21 protein-coding genes and 1 tRNA gene are annotated in these 18,912 nt (G+C 26.7%); 17 read left to right on the top strand and 5 right to left on the bottom strand.

What is annotated here, in order from left to right:
- Positions 1–216: 216 nt before the first annotated feature.
- A complete protein-coding gene (locus tag QK892_RS13895) occupies positions 217–777 on the bottom strand; it encodes an NUDIX hydrolase (RefSeq protein WP_317274143.1) in 561 nt (186 codons plus the stop codon).
- A gap of 164 nt (positions 778–941) precedes the next feature.
- On the opposite strand from QK892_RS13895, the gene QK892_RS13900 reads away from it, so the two are divergent.
- Positions 942–1,781: a hydroxyethylthiazole kinase gene (locus QK892_RS13900; RefSeq protein WP_317274144.1), complete on the top strand. Its 840-nt coding sequence runs from the start codon at positions 942–944 to the stop codon at positions 1,779–1,781.
- A gap of 134 nt (positions 1,782–1,915) precedes the next feature.
- Positions 1,916–2,209: an aminoglycoside 6-adenylyltransferase gene (locus QK892_RS18445; RefSeq protein ID WP_394855037.1), complete on the top strand. Its 294-nt coding sequence runs from the start codon at positions 1,916–1,918 to the stop codon at positions 2,207–2,209.
- On the opposite strand, the gene QK892_RS13905 is transcribed toward QK892_RS18445, so the two are convergent.
- Positions 2,199–4,157, bottom strand: a complete 1,959-nt coding sequence (locus QK892_RS13905; RefSeq protein ID WP_317274145.1) for an exonuclease domain-containing protein — start codon at positions 4,155–4,157, stop codon at positions 2,199–2,201. The two genes, QK892_RS18445 and QK892_RS13905, sit on opposite strands and share 11 nt — an antisense overlap.
- 129 nt (positions 4,158–4,286) lie before the next feature.
- Positions 4,287–4,362 (bottom strand) — tRNA-Met (locus tag QK892_RS13910).
- A gap of 166 nt (positions 4,363–4,528) precedes the next feature.
- Here QK892_RS13910 and QK892_RS13915 point away from each other — a divergent pair.
- From QK892_RS13915 to QK892_RS13935, 5 genes are all read left to right on the top strand, one after another.
- Positions 4,529–4,954 (top strand): hypothetical protein, encoded by a 426-nt coding sequence (locus QK892_RS13915; protein ID WP_317274146.1) that lies wholly within the window; start codon positions 4,529–4,531, stop codon positions 4,952–4,954.
- Positions 4,955–5,143: 189 nt separating this feature from the next.
- On the top strand, positions 5,144–6,913 hold the full coding sequence (gene recQ / locus QK892_RS13920) for a DNA helicase RecQ (RefSeq protein ID WP_317274185.1): 1,770 nt from the start codon (positions 5,144–5,146) through the stop codon (positions 6,911–6,913).
- Positions 6,914–6,939: 26 nt separating this feature from the next.
- On the top strand, positions 6,940–7,194 hold the full coding sequence (locus tag QK892_RS13925; protein WP_317274147.1) for a TfoX/Sxy family protein: 255 nt from the start codon (positions 6,940–6,942) through the stop codon (positions 7,192–7,194).
- Between the two features lie 111 nt (positions 7,195–7,305).
- Positions 7,306–7,605 (top strand): DUF6483 family protein, encoded by a 300-nt coding sequence (locus QK892_RS13930; protein WP_317274148.1) that lies wholly within the window; start codon positions 7,306–7,308, stop codon positions 7,603–7,605.
- A gap of 55 nt (positions 7,606–7,660) precedes the next feature.
- Complete coding sequence (locus QK892_RS13935; protein WP_317274149.1) at positions 7,661–8,569, top strand: aminoglycoside phosphotransferase family protein; 909 nt, start codon at positions 7,661–7,663, stop codon at positions 8,567–8,569.
- A gap of 50 nt (positions 8,570–8,619) precedes the next feature.
- Here QK892_RS13935 and QK892_RS13940 read toward each other — a convergent pair whose 3' ends face one another.
- On the bottom strand, positions 8,620–9,795 hold the full coding sequence (locus QK892_RS13940; protein ID WP_317274150.1) for an MFS transporter: 1,176 nt from the start codon (positions 9,793–9,795) through the stop codon (positions 8,620–8,622).
- 247 nt (positions 9,796–10,042) lie between these two features.
- Between QK892_RS13940 and QK892_RS13945 the strand changes: the two genes are divergently transcribed.
- The 7 genes from QK892_RS13945 to QK892_RS13975 all read left to right on the top strand — a co-directional run bounded on the left by QK892_RS13945 (position 10,043) and on the right by QK892_RS13975 (position 13,445).
- Complete coding sequence (locus tag QK892_RS13945) at positions 10,043–10,177, top strand: hypothetical protein (RefSeq protein ID WP_317274151.1); 135 nt, start codon at positions 10,043–10,045, stop codon at positions 10,175–10,177.
- A 298-nt stretch (positions 10,178–10,475) separates the two neighbouring features.
- A complete protein-coding gene (locus QK892_RS13950) occupies positions 10,476–10,973 on the top strand; it encodes an NUDIX hydrolase (protein ID WP_317274152.1) in 498 nt (165 codons plus the stop codon).
- Positions 10,974–11,046: 73 nt separating this feature from the next.
- Entirely contained in the window at positions 11,047–11,766 is a 720-nt protein-coding gene (locus QK892_RS13955) for a hypothetical protein (protein WP_317274153.1), read from the top strand.
- 69 nt (positions 11,767–11,835) lie between these two features.
- Positions 11,836–12,018: a hypothetical protein gene (locus tag QK892_RS13960; RefSeq protein WP_317274154.1), complete on the top strand. Its 183-nt coding sequence runs from the start codon at positions 11,836–11,838 to the stop codon at positions 12,016–12,018.
- Positions 12,019–12,119: 101 nt separating this feature from the next.
- A complete protein-coding gene (locus QK892_RS13965; RefSeq protein WP_317274155.1) occupies positions 12,120–12,473 on the top strand; it encodes a nuclear transport factor 2 family protein in 354 nt (117 codons plus the stop codon).
- Positions 12,474–12,801: 328 nt separating this feature from the next.
- A complete protein-coding gene (locus QK892_RS13970; protein WP_317274156.1) occupies positions 12,802–13,098 on the top strand; it encodes a histidine phosphatase family protein in 297 nt (98 codons plus the stop codon).
- A 191-nt stretch (positions 13,099–13,289) separates the two neighbouring features.
- Complete coding sequence (locus QK892_RS13975; protein ID WP_317274157.1) at positions 13,290–13,445, top strand: zinc-ribbon domain-containing protein; 156 nt, start codon at positions 13,290–13,292, stop codon at positions 13,443–13,445.
- 348 nt (positions 13,446–13,793) lie between these two features.
- Here the strand turns inward: QK892_RS13975 and QK892_RS13980 are convergent, their stop codons facing one another.
- Positions 13,794–14,321: a GNAT family N-acetyltransferase gene (locus QK892_RS13980; RefSeq protein ID WP_317274158.1), complete on the bottom strand. Its 528-nt coding sequence runs from the start codon at positions 14,319–14,321 to the stop codon at positions 13,794–13,796.
- 147 nt (positions 14,322–14,468) lie between these two features.
- Between QK892_RS13980 and QK892_RS13985 the strand changes: the two genes are divergently transcribed.
- Genes QK892_RS13985 through QK892_RS13995 form a run of 3 tightly spaced genes read left to right on the top strand, consistent with a single transcriptional unit; the run spans position 14,469 to position 18,710 of the window.
- The gene (locus QK892_RS13985) at positions 14,469–17,516 is read left to right on the top strand and encodes a DEAD/DEAH box helicase (RefSeq protein ID WP_317274159.1); all 3,048 of its coding nucleotides are present in this window, start codon (positions 14,469–14,471) and stop codon (positions 17,514–17,516) included.
- Positions 17,517–17,525: 9 nt separating this feature from the next.
- The gene (locus QK892_RS13990; RefSeq protein WP_317274160.1) at positions 17,526–18,146 is read left to right on the top strand and encodes a DUF488 domain-containing protein; all 621 of its coding nucleotides are present in this window, start codon (positions 17,526–17,528) and stop codon (positions 18,144–18,146) included.
- Between the two features lie 27 nt (positions 18,147–18,173).
- A complete protein-coding gene (locus QK892_RS13995; RefSeq protein ID WP_317274161.1) occupies positions 18,174–18,710 on the top strand; it encodes a 2'-5' RNA ligase family protein in 537 nt (178 codons plus the stop codon).
- Positions 18,711–18,912: the final 202 nt, after the last annotated feature.

Here is an 18,912-nt window from a genome sequence, read left to right on the forward strand (position 1 = left end):
AAAATATATATATGATTACAATTCCTATAACAGAAAATAAAGTAATTTTACTGAAAAAGGCCATAAGTAATGCAATTGATAAAATTATAATAATGATAAAATCTTTTAGTTTCATATAAGCTTCTCCTATAAGAAGTATTTATTAGGTATATTATAACAAAAAATGGTGATATTTACATAAATATTACCATTTTATATTGTTTTTATAATCCTTTTTTATTTCATTTCTTTAATTTTTTTATTGAACTTTTCATAAAGTACTATCATATCTGGTTCAGTAGAATATTTAGAAACCTCATCTATTGGAATCCATTTTACTCCACTATTTTCATCTTTTTTAATAATAAGTTCATCATTTTCATCTGCTTCTAAAAGATAAGCTACTGATAGATGAAGATGTGAAGCTATATTTTTTCCTTTTTTAATATGTGCAGGTACAGGGAGTACATCTAAAGAAAAGATTTTATCATCTAATGCTTTAATATTTTTTACTCCTGTTTCTTCTTTGGCTTCTTTAATTGCTACGTAAAGTAAATCATCATCACCATCAGCATGACCACCAGTCCATGACCAAGAATTATATATATTATGATAAATCATAAGAACTTTAGTCGTATCTTTATTTACTATATATCCTGAACTAGTTATATGAGCTAATGGGTTTTCTCTAGTAAGTAAGTTATCAAAATTACCAATTGCATATAGAATTGCGTCTTTATCAGCTGCTTCTTGATCAGTGTAAGGCTGATATTCTCTTATTTCTTCAATCCAATTCATATTTTTCTCCTTTAAGTTTTAATATTTAATTACTATTATATACTAATTTTTACAAGGTGACTATTAAGAAAAACAAGTCACATATAAAAATACTGTCGAATAATATGTATTAATACTATTTGTATTGACATTATTATATTTAGGATGTAAGAGAGGAAACAATAATGCAAATTGGTATAAGGGCATTAGACGATAACTTAAACTTGCAGAAAAAGAAGCAACCTCTTATACACTGTATTTCTAGTTCGTCTGAAAAATGGAAAGTAGGCATAATAAATTATTATGGAAAGCCTATATTTTCAAGTTCTATAGATGATTATGTAGGACTTACTTCCAAAGCGCATTCTTTATTAATAAGCCTTAATGATTTAAATGAAGATAAAATTGAGGCAATTGAAAAATCAATAAGAGTCGCAAGAAGAAGGGGTATACCTGTAGTCTTAGATATACTAGGAGTAAACAGTTCCTTTCCTATAAAAGAAATGGCCTTGAGATTTATAAATAGATACGATATAAATGTGGTGGCTGGAAAAGTTGAAGAATTTAAGATACTAGTATTTAATGATAAAATTGATAGTAAAGAAAAAAAACTAGATTATAAGTTGTGTGAAGACACAGCATTTAGAGTTAGTTTAAGAAAATTTACAAAGATTCATAGAACTATTATAGTAGTAAAAAGTGATGATTATTATTTAACAGATGGATTTAGTGAATTTTTTATAAAAAGAGAAACTGATTATAAGAATAAAGTTTTAGATATTGAAGATATACTAAGTGGATTAATTTCTGTTGGGGTTGCGTCTGCAAGTAACACTGAAGAAAGATTTATGTGCGTCTTAGTTGCTATTATGACTATGGCAGTAGGTGAAAAAAAAGCTGAACAAAAGAGTTTAATTTATAGTGAAAATATAGATTTAATGGAATACTTAGAAGATGAAATTAAAAATATAAATTCAAATGAATTAAGTAAATTATCAAAGGTAGAATATTTATTTACAAGATAAGTGGAGGGTATAGTATTACAGCGAGTTAGATTTTACAAAGGAGCATGTAATATTATATCAGTCCACTTTTTATATAAAGTAGAAAAAGGAAAACTTTTATCTGTTTTTTGATATTGCATATGAAGTATTAAATTATTGAAGTAACCTTTGAGAAATTTTTACATACTATAAATATGTTTTGGTTTATAGCTCTATATACAGCAAAACAGATTCTTAGAAATGAATTATTGGTTGCAAAAGTTAGGGAGAGTAATTTGAAGGAGCTGCTTCTGCAGATGATAGAATGGCATGAAAAAGCAATAAATGGAGTTAAACATAATTCCTTTACTTACTTTTTTATTTTACCATATATATTGATCCACCAAAATTACATTATTATATTACAACTATTTACTGTAATGAGAGTATATCACTGGCCTACACTTTAATAATATCTATGACTTTGGTATAGCATTTTACGTATAATTCTTTTATACAATTTCTATCCCATAATGTAAGAGATATTTTTCCTAATAAGGGCATTGCCTTTGACGAAAGTGGTGAGTTAAAAATAATCGCCAAATTTCTAAAACCATTTTGGTATTTAATCTTCACATATTCTTCTAATTCTTTAACTGTTAGTTCATCAGTTCTTTGCAATATTACTATAGCATCTTTTTTCCCATTATCAAGATTTTGGATATAATTAACACCTTGAATACTTGTTCTTTGGAATATATCATTTTCTGTTTCGTTGCTTAACATATATATTAATATTTTATGTAGCCTTTCTTCAAAGTAATGATAGCTACATGTATCTAATTCATCAAGTTTTTCATCAATGAATTCTTTTACTGCTTGAGAACTCATATTTTCAATTGAAATTATATTTTTAATTTCAGAAATTAATTCATTTTCTATAGATTTATATGAAAGTATATCGTTATTTTGGAGTAAAACAAATTTAGCAGCATACTCAGCTTCTTCTTTTGTGTAATGGAATATCTCTAATTGAAAAATCATTTTTTCATATGTATAATCTGAATTTTTTAAGAACTTTCTTGCTGATTTAACTGCTTGTACTTTCCAATCAGCTCCACAATTATCTGCACCATAAATAGCTTCATCATGTGTAAATTTTAAGTCACGCTCTAAACAAATGACCATTGATTTATAGGAGTAAGCAAAAGCACTAAGTGTATTTTGAGCTGCCTTTACAGCTTGTTCGTAAAAATTCACCTCGCAATTATCAGCACCATAAATTGCTTGAGTTTTAGAAAAGTTCCTATCCTCAAGATACTCTATTAGTTTAAGTCTAGAATAACTATAGGACTCACAGAAATTTTCAGCTACTTTAATAACTTGAGATTGCCAATCTGATTCTATTGTTTCTACTTTTGGATTAAATATATGAGAAACTTCTTGTATAACATTATTAAGATCATTTTGAATTGAATCTATAGCATTACTAAGACCTAAGGAACCAGATTCTAGTTCTAATAATTTTTGGCATATTCTTGAGGTTTCAAGATAAGTACGTTCTTCTTGAAGATTATTTTTGTATGAAATGTGAAAAGTATATTCAATTCCATCATAAACTGTTTCTGTAACATCTACAGTTTCGTAATGTTGCCAACCATCTAGTTCAGTTAAAAAGTTACTCATTACTATGTCAAATTCTTGTCGTGTTTCTTCATGATATTTTTCAACTGCATTGATAATTGTAATTAAGGAAATATTTTTGAAATCTATACCATCACACATTGGACAGCGAGCATTAAAATTTTTGTTGTAACGATGAAAGCAATAAGGACAACTAACCTTACCAAATAAGGAATCCTTATAGTGGGGGAGAGTATAGTTTTTTGTAAATAAATTAAGATTTAAATTTTGTTTCATATAATAGAGCAATATTTCAGCACAAGCTAGACTATCGCTGCTAGCATTATGGTGATCTAAATTTATATTTAGATAATCACAAATAGTATTAAGTTTTTTGTTTGGAAGATTATTAAATACCTTACGAGCAATCTTATAAGTACAAAGATAGTCCACATTTGGTTTCCAATTTATACAATAGTGTTTTAAGCAATTATAAAGAACAGACATATCAAAAGTAGCATTATGAGCTACTAATATTCCATCATCCATTAAGGGTTTAATAGTAGGCCAAAGTTCTGGAAAGTTTGGCTTATCTTTTACCATATCAGGAGAAATCCCTGTAAGTTTAATATTAAATTTATTAAATGTAGTATCTGGATTAACTAAAGAGTAAAAGGCATCAGTAATACTGCCATTTTCAATTATAGTGATACCTATTGCACTAATTCTATTGTTGTTTCGATTTGGAGTTTCAACATCAAAAACTACATAACGCTCTTGATTATTTTCGAACATTATATCACCACATCTTTCTATTTTTATAATAATTTTTTTATTAGTTTATTAAAAAATTAGTTGAAAAAATCCCAGTAAACCTTGTGGATACTGAGATTTTATTGCAATATTATTTTTGATTACACAATATGGTTGCGGGAGAAGGACTTGAACCTACGACCTTCGGGTTATGAGCCCGACGAGCTACCAACTGCTCCATCCCGCGATATTAAAATATTCTTCTATGATAAATATTATATATCTATTATATATCAAAGTAAAGTAATTAATGATAAATTATTTGAATTTTTAAAATAATAAGAAAAAACGATTTCAAAATTATGGATAATGTGATAAATTATAATTAGAGGATTAAAGTAGGGGGGACATAGATGGACACTATGATATACAGTATAATTTTAGATTACTTAAATAAAAAATTAAGTAGTAATCTTAAGGATGAGTTTATAAATGCATCGGTTCACTTTAATATAAGTAATGAAATGTATAACAAATATTCATCTGTAGAAATTGAATATATGTTAAGTACTATATCTGATAATAATATTATTGATTACGTTGAATTATGTTCTGTTTGTGGATATATATTATATAGATTAATGGAGAGTAATAAGTTAAATAATGAAGATAGAATAGAAGTCCTTCAAATAGTATTAGAAATAAATAATGATATAAGCAATTATTTAAGAGGTTTAATCCAAGAAGAGGAACTGTATAAAAAATTATTACAAGTAACAAAAAAACTTGGGTTAACTAACGAAGAAAGTAAAAAGCTTATAAAGATATTGAATGAATAATATTGTAAATGTTAACTTATAGTATTGTATATATTTAGGCAGTAAATATAAAGAAATATTTACTGCCTTTTGTTATATTCTTTTAAGATATTTAATTCCAGAAATTATAATAAAAAATATTTATTATAATTATATCATTAGTAGTTTAGTATATAAAAAATATGGTAAAATCTTAAGAAGAAAGGAGTGATTAACATTTTAAATAAGGCAATTGAAATATTACAAAAATATTATGGATATAACTCCTTTAAGGAAGGTCAAAGCGAGATTATAAGGAATATTTTAAGAGGATTAGATACCTTTGGCATAATGCCTACAGGAGGTGGAAAATCTTTGTGTTATCAGATTCCTGCTTTAATTTTTAATGGAATAACTTTAGTTATTTCTCCTTTAATATCCTTAATGAAGGATCAAGTAGATTCTATCAATGATATTGGAATAAGTGCTGCCTATATAAATAGTACTCAAAGCTTAGATGAAATTAAAGAGATATTAAATCTTTGTTATGAAGGAAAGATAAAGCTTCTATATATAGCGCCTGAAAGATTAGAAAGTGAATATTTTAATAAAATGCTTAGAAAACTTTGGATAAGTCAAGTAGCTGTAGATGAGGCTCATTGCGTCTCAATGTGGGGACATGATTTTAGAAAAAGTTATAGATATATATTACCCTTTGTAAATAGCTTAAATGTTAGACCAGTTGTTACAGCATTTACAGCAACAGCAACAAAAGAAGTTAGGAAGGATATCCTAGATTTACTTGGGCTAATTAAACCTTATACATACTTAGGAAGTTTTGATAGAGAGAATTTAGCTATTTCTGTTCATAAGGAAGAAGATAAGGCGGAGTTTGTTAAGGATTATATAAGAGATCATGAAGAAGAATGTGGAATAATATATTGTTCTACCAGAAAAGAAGTAGATGCACTATATTATTATTTAAAAGAAAGAGGATTATCTATAGCAAAATATCATGGTGGGCTTAAGGATGATGAAAAAAATTATTATCAAGATGAGTTTTTAAAAGACAATTATAATGTAATGATAGCCACTAATGCCTTTGGAATGGGAATAGATAAATCAAATGTAAGATACATAATACATTTCACTCTTTGTAAAAATCTTGAAAGCTATTATCAAGAAATAGGTAGGGGTGGTAGGGATGGAGAAAAGACAGAATGCCATCTTTTATATAATAGAGAGGATATAAGAACCTTAGAATATTTAATTTATACTACTGCAGGAAGTACAAGAAAAGAAATTGAAATTAAGAAACTGCAAGGAATGATTGACTTTTGTGAATATGATAAGTGTTATAGGAGTTACATATTAGAATACTTTGGCGACATGAATGTGAAAGATTATTGTAATAATTGTAGTAATTGTTTAACTAATGAGGAACTTAGGGATTTTACAACAGAATCTCAAATGATTTTATCCTGTGTTTATAGGTGTAGGGAACGATTTGGGACATCAGTATTAATTGATGTATTAAGAGGATTTACAGGTCCTAAGATTATTCAAAACCACTTAAATGAGCTGACTACTTTTGGAATAATGAAGGACTATAGTAGTAAGTTTATAAGGGACTTAATTAAAACCTTAATAGATTTAGGCTATGTTAGCTTAAAAGAAGGTACATATTCTATGTTAAAGTTAAATTCAAAGTCAATAAAGGTACTAAAATCTCAAGAAAAAGTTATATGTAAACTTAGTGAAGATATGGAAGAAAAGATAATTAATAAAGATTTATTTAATAAGCTAAGGTTATGGAGAAAAGATAAAGCAAATTCCCAAGGTATAAAGCCATATATTATATTTTCAGATTCAACTCTTATGGAACTTGCAAATAAAGTACCGAATACAAAAGAAGAACTTCTTAGCATAAGAGGAATGGGTGAGAAGAAATATGAAAAGTATGGAGAAGAAATACTTAAGCTTATAAATTTAAAGAATTAAAAATCAATGAATATGAGGTGAGAGAAATGGGAGAATTATCTAAAGTTGTGAATATAGGAGAGTTTATTGAAAATCAATTAAATGAAGTGGGTATATCAACATATGAAGAGTTAAAAAGAGTTGGAGCAAAAGAAGCGTGGTTAAGAATAAAATCAATTGATTACTCAGCTTGTATTCATAGATTGTATGCATTAGAAGGAGCTATTAATGGAATTAAAAAAAGTCAGTTATCTGAAGAAATTAAAGTTGAATTAAAAGAGTTTTATAATAATCATAAATAGTTTGAGGGGGAGAAGTAAGAGGAAATAAAAAACCATGTTAAGTGGGAGGTTTTTCGTAAATAGGTGTACTTTTATAGTTAAATATGGTAGAAATAAGGCAAAAGGTAAAATTTGATTAAGAAAGAAGAGGAAGAAAATATGCTAGTAGTGAACTTAGAAGATACAGGGTCATCTGAGATCCTTAGAATTATTTTAAAAAGTCTTATAGTTAAGAAGGAATATAATAAAGCTGAAAATATTCTATTTGAAGAAATAGAAAAAAATAAGTCAGAAGCAAACTATAAAGTTGCAGTTGACTTTTATGAAGAGTTATTAGAAAAAAGTGATGAGGATTTAATAGAAAATAATTTTTCAAAAGAAGAAGTTCTGCAAGGGCTTAAAGACTTAGAGTTAATATTTAAGAAAAATTAATAAGCATATTTGTCTGGGAGTATTAATTGTTGATTAGATATTAGGTGGTGAAAATATGTTTTATGGAATAGAAGAATCAGAAAAATGGTCTAAGATAGATAAGATTAACAAAGGCTGGTCTAATGATATAAAGTATTATATTGAAACAGAAGATAACCAAAAGTTAGTATTGAGGATTTCAAGTATAGATAAATATGAAGAAAAGAAAAAGGAATATGAGGTTATTTGTAAGTATTCAAAATTAGGCTTTGAAATGTCAAAGCCTATTAGTTTTGGAATATGCAATAATGAAAAAAATACATATATTCTTTTATCCTGGGTTGAAGGGGAAGATTTAGAAGTAGCATTGCCTAAACTTGAAGAAATTGAGCAATATAGATTAGGTAAGGAAGCTGGAAGTATTTTGAGAAAAATACATAATATAAAGGTTCCAACTGATAAAATTCCAAGAGGGACTAAGATTCCTAGAAAGAAAGAACAAATTCAAAGATATATTAATTCGAAAGTTAGAATTCCTGAAGATGAGGTGGCACTTGATTTTATAAATAATAATATTAATAAAATTTGGTCAACTGCACCAGTCTATCAACATGGAGATTTTCATCCAGGAAATTTAATACTTACTCCAGATAAAAAAATTGGAGTCATAGATTTTAATCGTTGGGAAATAGGTGATCCATATGAGGAGTTTTATAAGCTGGAGAGCTTCGGGACAGAAGTGAGTATACCTTATTGTATTGGCGAAATTCATGGATATTTTAATGGTGAGGTACCAGACAAGTTTTGGGATATTCTTGCAGTATATGTAGCCCATGCTTCACTTTTTTCAATAAAATGGGCTGAGAAGTTCGGACAGAGTGATGTAGAACATATGATTAAGATATGCAAAAAGTCATTTAAACATTATGATAATTTCAATAGACGAATACCAAGCTGGTATATAGATTATGAGAAAAATAAATAAATAATAGGAGAGAAGGTTTAAGTTTTCTCTCCTATTATTTATTTAAAAATCTATTTCTCATTATTAGAATTTATACATACCTTATTAACTCTTTCTGTCATTACAAGCATAAGTATCATTAATATCAATAAGAAATATGGTAAAATTTCAAAACTAAGAACTTTTGCTATGGCACCAAATAAAGGTGGCATAAAAGTACTTCCAACATAAGCAGTAGCCATTTGTATTCCCATTATTCCTTGAGACAATTCTTTTCCAAATCTATTTGGAGTATCATGGAGCATTGCTGGATAAATAGGTGCACATCCTAGACCTATACATATTAGACCTATTAATTGTATATTACTTGAGTAAGTTATACTTAATAAAATTCCTCCAACAATACATATAACCTGTCCAACTCTTATCATTTGTTTATTATTTAATTTAATAGATATAAATCCAGCTAAGAATCTGCCAACGGTTATACCTAGATAATATAATGATACCCATTTTGCTGCCATTTCTGCAGAAAACCCATTAATTATAACTAAGTAGGAGCTAACCCATAAGCCTGTAGTTAATTCTACTGCACAATAGCAAAAGAAAGAAACAAGAGCAGGCTTAGCTCCAGGTAATTTAATTAAATTAGAGACTTTTACGCTTTCTTTATTGATAATCTTTTCAGAATTATCAGTTTCGAATTTTTTCCACAGTGGTAGTGATAAAAATAGGCATACAACTAGTACAGCTTGAATACTTCCTATAGTAGCATATCCAAGTCTCCAGCCATTTTCTTTGAGTAAGAATATAGACATTATAAAAGGTCCAGTTGTAGCACCTATTCCCCAGAAGCAATGAAGCCAATTCATATGTATAGCTTTATAATGTAATGCAACAAAATTATTCAAAGCAGAATCTACAGATCCAGCTCCTATACCTAGAGGTATTGCAAGCAAACATATCCATATAAAGTTAGGGGAGAGATACACACCAAATAATCCTAAAGCTGTTAAAAGTACACTAAAGGTTGTAACTTTACCTGTTCCAAGTTTTCTTATTAATTTTTCACTAAAGAAACTAGATATAATAGTTCCTCCTGATACAATCATTGTAGCTATTCCTGCGTAAGATACAGGAACGTTTAAGTCTTGATGTATCATTGGCCAACCTGATCCTAGTATTGCATCGGGTAAACCTAAACTAATAAAGGCTATATAAATTATTATTAGTAGTAATGTTAACATTTCTTGTCCTCCTTAATAACTAGAAATAAAGATTTATTTACGAATTAATAAATCTGATGTATTAATTATATTACATTAAATGAGTATATATAAGGTATATTATTAGATTTGAATTACCCTAAATTTCACACTGTAATTATATTCCATATGGGGGGTTATATTTAAAGATATAAAAAATTCTATATATCTAGAACAATTATGTAATGTAGTGAATATACTATAATATATAAATGAGGGGGAATTTTATATGTGTTTTGGATGTAATAACTTTTTTGGATTTAATAACTGCTGCAGACGTAATAGAGGCTGTAGGCGTAGAAGATGCTGTAGACGTAATAGAGGCTGTGGATTTAATAACTGCTGCGGAGGCTTTTTCTTGTAAAAAATAAAAGCAATTATTCATAATTAATAAATTATAATTATAGTCCTGTATTTCTAAAATAAATACAGGACTTTTCGCATTTTTATCATCATTTATCTATAAAATTCAATTTATTATTTTTAATTAAGAAATTGGTGGTGATAATATGTTATTAATTCACATATTAAGAAAAAAATGATAACATTAAAGTGAATATTAATAGTAGTTAGAATAATATTATTTTAGATATAAAGTTGTTGAAGAAAATGTATAACATTTTAAAATGGAAAATAATAAGAGGAGAAGAGGAGAGGTTAAAATGGAGATATGGGATGCGTATTATAAAGATGGTACAAAGGCTAATCATGATTTAATTAGGGGAGAGGCAATTCCAAAAGGATTTTATCATCTTGTTTGTGAAGTTTTAGTTAAGCATGTAGATGGTACTTATTTGCTAATGCAAAGGGACTTTAATAAGGAAACATTTCCTGGGAAATACGAGGCAAGTGCTGGAGGAAGTTCTTTAAAGGGGGAAGCTCCGATACAGTGTGCTATAAGAGAATTAAATGAAGAAACAGGTATCACTGCAACTTCTTTAGATGAGATTTACTATGTAGTGAGTGAAGAAAATGAAAGGATATACCATGGCTATTTATGCGTAGTTGATTGTGATAAAGATTCAATTATTCTCCAAGAAGGAGAAACTATTTCATATAAGTGGATGAAGGAAGAAGATTTTTTGGATTTTGTTAATTCTAATGAATATTCTGGTGGTCATAGGAAGCGATTAAAAGTTTACTTTGATAAGATTAAATAAATATAGTTAGTGATATAAAGAGAATTAACTTTATTAGAAATTCTTTTTGTTGATAATAATATGGAGGAGAATTGTGGGGAAGTTATCTGAAAAGAAAAAAAGAGTACTTTGTTATTTAGGACTCGCTATAACATTTTTGTTAATGGGAAATAGTAATAATGTTCCAGATATATTTGTAGAAAGAATATTTAAACCTATTACAGGTGATAGCTGGAGGATTAGCTATTCTGGATTAATAATTATAATAGGAATATATTACTGCTTAAGACATCTTAATGAAATTAAAGAAAATTCCTTAATAAGGACAACTTTTAGAAGAGTTATTGTAACAATATTATTAATTTATCTTTTTACTTCAGTGTGGACTTATTGTATTAAATTTTATAAAGGATTTTTCAATGATTTAAATTCAATATATATTGATAGAGAAAAAACTTTGGTTAACTTTTACGGAAGCGAGAATGAATTAACCATAGGAGGAGAAATAGAGATAGAAAATTGTAGTGATGACACACGAGAGTTTTATATAAAAATAAAGACACCATATTTAGTTAAGGATGATATAAATAAGGAATATGTTACTTTAGAACATGAATTTAAATTGAATGAAAAAGAAATAAAAACCATAATTGTAAATGAAGAGTTAAAGTTTGATAGAGAACCTAAATATTCAGGATATAGTACAAAAGCCTATGAATATATATTATTCAATGATAAAGATCAAGTGATTTTTCAAGGAACATTTGGAGAGTATCAATCGGATGATTGGATTTCTAAGAAAAACTATAATTAAATAGGAAGCTATAAAGGGAAAATAAAAGATTGATCCATAAATATTGTTTATTATTGAGGGGGAGTAAAAATGGGATTTGAGAATGAAAAGAGAAATAATACTGTAAAATCTACAGTTAAGAAAGGAATTTCTTTTGGAACTTGTTTAGCAATAGTAATTTCTTATACAGCCTGGAATTCTATTCCTTGGGCTATTGTACATGGATTAATGAGTTGGATATATGTATTTTACTATTGGATCAAGTATATATAGATTATAATAATTTTATAAAATTAATTAGCTTATTCAGTAGTTCTATTATTGTCTAATTTGATTTTAGTTGTAAATATTATATATGGCAAAGGGGAGATATTATGGAAAATGGTGAATTAATATTAGAGCTAGAGAATGAATTATTAAAACAAGAGGTAAGAAAATCACCAGAAAAATTAAGAAATCTATTATCAGAGGATTTTATTGAATATTGTAGTACTGGAGAAATTTACAATTATAACATTAATGACACCTTCTACGAGGACAATGTATCTTTTGAATTGATAGATTTTAGCTCAAGAGAATTAGCAGATGACTGTATTTTAGCAACTTATAAGATTATTAAAACTTACCACAGCAATAATATAATAAAAAAGTCAATTAGAAGTTCTATTTGGAAGTTATATGATAATAAATGGAAGATGTTATTTCATCAAGGAACCTTAATTTACTAATTATAAGGGAGAGTTGAAAGTTTATTGGCTTCCTATTTTATAAGAAAATGATTATAACATTATATATTTTGCAGGAGAAGAATATGATAAATATGCAAAACTTAATATAGATCCTAAACCTGATTCAATTTTAAGAGTTATGATGGTTTTTAAACCTTTAGACAAGCCTATCGAAATTAAAGATCAAAAGCTTGAACAATTTAAAAGAGAAGGTTTTACAGTAGTTGAATGGGGAGGAACTAAGATAGATAAATAAAAAGGATGGGAAATTATGAATAATGTCTATTTTGTAAGATGTGCAAAGCCTGATTTTAATATTAAAGATTAATTGTTAAGACATCTTAGTGAAGAAGGAATTAATGATAGTAATAAGGTAACTGAATTTTTAAAAGATAAGAATATAACAAAAATATATTCGAGCCCATATAAAAGATCAATTGATACAATAAATGATTTTGCATCTTCTGTTAATATGGATATTAGTCTAATTGAATATTTTCGAGAGCGAAAGATATCTAACGAATGGATAGAAGATTTTAATGGTTTTGCAAAAATGCAGTGGAATGACTTTAACTATAGGCTTAAAGACGGAGAAAATTTAAAAGCGGTACAAAAATCTAAATAAAGTAGATTATTGCGATAAAATTTTTAGAAAAATAATAAAATTAAAAAAATACTTGCAATTAATATATTGATGTGGTATATTAAGAGGGTAGCAAAAAGCTAACAAAAAAATAGGTTTGATTTGGATAAGTAATTTCTCTAAAATTAGAGATTATTATCAATTTAAAATCTTTAATTTTAGGAGGAATAATTATGTCAGATAAGACAATAGTATGTAAAGATTGCGGAAGTGAATTCGTATTTTCAGTAGGAGAACAAGAATTCTACAAAGAAAAAGGATTCGATAACGAGCCAACAAGATGTATATCTTGTAGAAGAGCTAGAAAAGATCAATCAAGAAGAAGATAGTTTTGTAAGATCAAGAGTTTTAAGTTTATCTTAAAACTCTTTTTTATTCATATAAGGTATATCCAATTCGGAAAGAGGAAAATAAAGTGAATGAAAATATAGAGCTGTCGTAAGTAACGAGAGTTGTAGATGGATTATTATTAATAATAATGCCTTGTGCGACAGCACCAGAAAGGTTCTTAGTAGCATCCTTTAAAAAGCTACTTACCAAAAATAACAAAAAAACAAAGCACCTGAATATTACTTGAATACAGTAATACTCAGGTGCTTTTTTTATTTATTAAAATGAATATTATGTAATGTTACTTGGAGTTTTGACGCAGAACAAGGAATATAATATTTATCTCATTAAAGGATGTATTCTAATTGACAGTCAAAGGGTTCTCTTTCAACATGGCTTGCATTGTATTCTAAAGCTTCAGTGCACCCCATTGCCTTATAAAATTTTTGTGTTTCAACAGAAGAATGTGAAGAAATATATAGTTTTTTTGCACCAGATTCTTTTGCCCACTTAGCAGCCATTTGAAATAAGCTTTTTCCAATACCATGACCTCTCATATCTTCTGATACATGAAGACTAGATAAGTCAAAGGAGATATTGTTTTTATCTATAAAACCATATTCAACTGAAGCAAATCCTTTTAATTTGTCATCAATAAATGCCCCATATACTACCCCTTTAGTTTCTATGGTATTTTTAAGATATTTTATAAGGACTTTATATTCTTCTTCATTCCAGTCATCAATAAAGGGTACATCCTTAATTATCCACTTACCATCTTCTTTTCTCCAGCATTTAGTAACTTCTTGACGGCGTTTAAAATTATTAAAAAGATTTCTATTTATTTCTTCATAGTTTAATTTTCTATATTCCATATAAGTACCTCAATAAAATTATTTTTTATAAATTTATTATATAATATATAAGACTTACATTAAATTATTAATTTCCAATTTTCTTGGCCCCTGGGGCAAAAGTGTATATGATATAATATTAAGTACTTACTGTAAAGGAGGGATAATATGAATTTAAAAAATATGGTTAGCTCATTATTAAAATTAGCATCTACAATTTCTATAAATAGTGGGAAAAGACTATTTAAAGATGGCTTTGTTAGTAAGATTATAAGTAAAAGAATTGATGATACATATCATATTTATGGAAGAGTCTTAGATAATAAAAATGAATATAGTACTCATATAAAATTTAACTTAATTGATGAAGTTAAGGAAGTTAAATGTAGTTGCAGTCAATTTGAAGAAAATAGTAAGGCAATAAGAAATTATACTTGTGGGCATATAATTGCTACTATGTATAAGTTTTACTATGAAGTATCTAATAAAATTAAGAAGGAAGAAGTTAGTAATAATAGCAATATTAATAATGACAATCTAAATAAGTATATAGATAATGAGCATATAAATATTGATATAAAAATAAAACAAGCTAAGGTTAATAATAAAAATGAGTATTATCTTGAATTAAGAGCAGGAAAAGAAAAAACTATTGCAGTAGAAACTTTAGGAAAATTTTTATTTGATTATAACAATAGGTTTAAATATAAGGATTATTTAATTATAGAATTTTTAAAGAAAAAGCTTAAGGAAGATAAAAAAAGAATTGATAATGGAAGAAGCTTTAAGTTAGATGATAATGAGCTTAAGGATATTTTATTGTTGATTGATAGTAAGAAAAATATTACTTTAAATTTTGATTATATGAATTATACCTCTACAATTTACAAGGAAGATATACCATTAATTTTTACTATAAAGAAAAAGGATAAGGCAATAGTTGTAAAGCCTCAAAAGAAAAGTATAATTCCTTTAGACAGTAATAAGGATATATGGATTTATGATAAGAAGATATATTTGCCTTCAGAAAAGCAATTAAAGTATTACAAGGGTATTTATGAAAAATTAAAGGAAAAGGATACTTTAGTTTATAAAAGCACGGAGGAAAATTTAAAAAAGATATTATTTATTTTAGGTGAGATATGTAAAAATATAATTATAGATGAAAGTATTAAGGATGATGTAAATAAAATTAATACACCTAAGTTTTATATAGAAAAAGAAGGTTTTAATATTTTTTGTACTTTTAAAATAGAATATATTAATAGCTTAAATGGAATCAAAGATGAAAGATTAATTGAAAAGCTAGAAATGCTTCTTGAAAGATATAAATTTATAAAAAAGGATGAAAAATTTATATTTATAGGTAATGAAGAGGACAATTATATTTTATTAAAAGAAGGACTAGAATACTTTAATAAAATAGGAAGAGTAATATTATCTAAGGATTTCAAAAATATTAAGTTAATAGACTCTAAGAATATTATTAGCAATTTAAGAGAAGAAAATGAAAGATTTTATTTTAATTATAAAATAGAAGGACTAGAATACGAAGAAATTTCAGACGCTTTAGAAGAACTAAGAAAAGGAAGTCATTTTTATAAAACTAAGAGAAATAGTTTCTTAGATTTAAAGGATGAGAAAGTAACTGGATTTTTTAGAACAATAGAAGAGTTAAACTTATTTAATGCTGCCTATAAAGAAGAGATAGAGGTAAATAAATTTGATTTACTTCATTTAGAAAATAAAATAAACAATAATAAGATTCCATTTATAACTGGAGAAGAAAAAATAAATATTTTATTAGAAAAGTTAAAAAATAAACATAAGGAATATAGTACTCCGGAAAGTTTAAATGCTAGCCTTAGAGAATATCAAAAGATAGGTTATAACTGGTTAAGATCTATTGAGTCTCTAGGATTTGGAGGAATACTTGCAGATGATATGGGGCTTGGTAAGACTATTCAAACCGTAACTTTATTATTGTCTCAAGAAGGGAAAAGAAGCTTAATTATTACACCTACTTCAGTTTTATATAATTGGAAAAATGAGTTTGAAAAGTTTGCACCTAGTTTAAAAGTTGGAATTATCCATGGAAGTTTAAAGGAAAGAATCAGTACTATAGATAGTTATAAGGACTATGATGTTTTATTAACTACTTATGGAACTTTAAGAAGAGATTTGAATTCATATGAGGATAAGAATTTTGATTTTTGTATAATTGATGAAGGACAAAATATTAAGAATAAAGACTCAAAAATATCAGAATCTGTTAAAACTATAAATGCTAATTGTAAGATAGCTTTAACAGGAACTCCTATCGAAAATAATCTATTAGAACTTTGGTCAATATTTGATTTTATAATGCCAATGTATTTATTTTCTGCAGAAAAGTTTAAAGAAAAATTTGTTAATGGTAGTGATGAAGAATTAAGAGAATTAAAGGAGCTAATTTCCCCATTTATTTTAAGAAGATTAAAAGAAGATGTATTAGATGAATTGCCAGAAAAAATAGAAAAGGAATATATTATTCCAATGGCTACTAAGCAAAAACAAATATACAATTCAGCTATGAAGGAAATTAAAGTTAAGCTTAAGGAAAATAAAGATAATAAGATATTAATACTATCTTACCTTACAAGGTTACGACAATTATGTCTAGATCCATCACTTTTAATTGAAGAATATAAAGAAGAAAGTTCTAAAATAAAGGCTATAGAAGAAATAGTTAATGAGGGATTAGAAGCTAATAAAAAGATAATTATATTTTCACAATTTACTTCAGCTTTAAATAAAATAGGAAATAAGTTAAAGAATAATAATATTGATTATTTATATTTAGATGGAAGTATAAAAGCTAAGGAAAGATTAAGACTAGCAACTGAGTTTAATGAAGGAAGCGTAGATATATTCCTTATTTCTTTAAAGGCAGGAGGAGTAGGGCTAAACTTAACATCTGCTAATATAGTTGTACATTTTGATCCATGGTGGAATCCAGCGGTGGAAAACCAAGCTACAGATAGAGCTTATAGAATAGGTCAAAAAAATGTAGTAGAAGTTATAAAACTAATTTCTAAAGATACGATAGAAGAAAAAATAATTAAGCTACAAGAAGAAAAGAAGGAGTTAATAAGTAAAATTATTGATGGAAATATGTTAAATGGGGATAAATTAAATACAATAACAGAGGAGGAATTACTAAATCTTTTTAGTTAGTAAATTAATATGGATATATATACAATAGGTCATTCAAATTATACAATGGAAAAATTAATTCAAATGTTAAGATATTATAATATTAATACTGTTGTAGATATTAGAGGAACTCCTTATTCAAAATATAATGTTCAATTTGATAAGGAAAGAATAAAATATACATTAAATAAGGCAGGTTTTATATATATTTATATGGCTAAGGAGTTTGCAGCTAATAGAGAAAATAAGATATCTTATAATAAAGAAGGATATTCTGACTTTGAAAAAGTAGTACAAGAAGAAGATTTTCTTAATGGAATAGAAAGGCTTAAAAATGGTTGCAATAAAGGATATAAAATTGCATTGCTTGGAGCTATGCAAGACCCTATAAGATGCCATAGAAGTATTTTAGTTGGTAGAGCCTTAAATAAAGCAGGCTTTAATGTTATGCATATATTAGATGATTTAAGTATTAAAGATCAAGATTATATTGATGAAAGAATATTAGATAAGTACTTTCCAGATAGATCTCAATTAACTATTGATGCTTTATTAGGTAATGAAAAAACCACAGAAGAAATGATAAATGAAGGCTATAGAATGGCAAATAAAGAAATTGGTTATAGAGTAGAAAATTTATCTATTAAATAAAAGTAGCAGAAAAAGGAGGATTAATATTTGAGATATGTAATAGTCTGCGTAATAAAAGGAGAAGCAGGAAGGTTTAATAATGAAATGAGAAGAGATATTTTTAAGAAGTTTAATGCAAAATCATCTAAGCTTCCAGCTCATTTTACTATTAAAGCGCCATTTGAATATGAAGGAAGTATAAAGGATTTAGAAGAAGAAGTATATAAATTCTGCAACAATGAAGAAAAATCCCCTTTTGTTATGGATAGATATAATCATTTTGATGATAGGGTTATATTTATGGATGTTAATATGTCTAAAGAAGGAAAAGAGGTTCATGATAGGCTAATAGATTTATTAGATAGTTTTGAATATATTAAATTCAATAAAAAAGATGGTAAGAATAAAAAATTTCATGTTACATTAACATCTAAAAAAGTTCCACCAATGTTTGATAAGTTATGGAATTATGTTAATCAATATACATTTAATTTTAATTGTTATTTTGATAATGTAAGTATTTTTAAATGGGAAGATAAAACATGGAAACTCCATAGAGAATTTAAAATAGGAAACAAAAATTAATATATTAAAAATAAGCATCTAAAGTTGATAGATGCTTATTTTTATATATGTATTATAGTGGTTGTTTAATAAAGTATTAAAAATAAACTCAATGTTATAATAAATAATCAAATGGAAAAGCATTATAATATTACTATAATAAAATTATGTTGAATTTATTAATATTTTAGTATATTATATAAATAATTTGAATAATCTATTA

Source organism: Clostridium lamae (assembly GCF_033043255.1).
In the GTDB taxonomy this organism is placed as follows: Bacteria; Bacillota; Clostridia; order Clostridiales; family Clostridiaceae; genus Clostridium; species Clostridium lamae.

Coding starts and splice junctions, on each gene's coding strand:
- QK892_RS13895 (WP_317274143.1), bottom strand. CDS start 777: ATGAATTGGATTGAAGAAATAAGAGAATATCAGCCTTACACTGATCAA.
- QK892_RS13935 (WP_317274149.1), top strand. CDS start 7,661: ATGTTTTATGGAATAGAAGAATCAGAAAAATGGTCTAAGATAGATAAG.
- QK892_RS13990 (WP_317274160.1), top strand. CDS start 17,526: ATGGATATATATACAATAGGTCATTCAAATTATACAATGGAAAAATTA.
- QK892_RS13975 (WP_317274157.1), top strand. CDS start 13,290: ATGTCAGATAAGACAATAGTATGTAAAGATTGCGGAAGTGAATTCGTA.
- QK892_RS13960 (WP_317274154.1), top strand. CDS start 11,836: ATGGGATTTGAGAATGAAAAGAGAAATAATACTGTAAAATCTACAGTT.
- QK892_RS13940 (WP_317274150.1), bottom strand. CDS start 9,795: ATGTTAACATTACTACTAATAATAATTTATATAGCCTTTATTAGTTTA.
- QK892_RS13915 (WP_317274146.1), top strand. CDS start 4,529: ATGGACACTATGATATACAGTATAATTTTAGATTACTTAAATAAAAAA.
- QK892_RS13985 (WP_317274159.1), top strand. CDS start 14,469: ATGAATTTAAAAAATATGGTTAGCTCATTATTAAAATTAGCATCTACA.
- QK892_RS13925 (WP_317274147.1), top strand. CDS start 6,940: ATGGGAGAATTATCTAAAGTTGTGAATATAGGAGAGTTTATTGAAAAT.
- QK892_RS13900 (WP_317274144.1), top strand. CDS start 942: ATGCAAATTGGTATAAGGGCATTAGACGATAACTTAAACTTGCAGAAA.
- QK892_RS13950 (WP_317274152.1), top strand. CDS start 10,476: ATGGAGATATGGGATGCGTATTATAAAGATGGTACAAAGGCTAATCAT.
- QK892_RS13980 (WP_317274158.1), bottom strand. CDS start 14,321: ATGGAATATAGAAAATTAAACTATGAAGAAATAAATAGAAATCTTTTT.
- QK892_RS13945 (WP_317274151.1), top strand. CDS start 10,043: ATGTGTTTTGGATGTAATAACTTTTTTGGATTTAATAACTGCTGCAGA.
- QK892_RS13965 (WP_317274155.1), top strand. CDS start 12,120: ATGGAAAATGGTGAATTAATATTAGAGCTAGAGAATGAATTATTAAAA.
- QK892_RS13905 (WP_317274145.1), bottom strand. CDS start 4,157: ATGTTCGAAAATAATCAAGAGCGTTATGTAGTTTTTGATGTTGAAACT.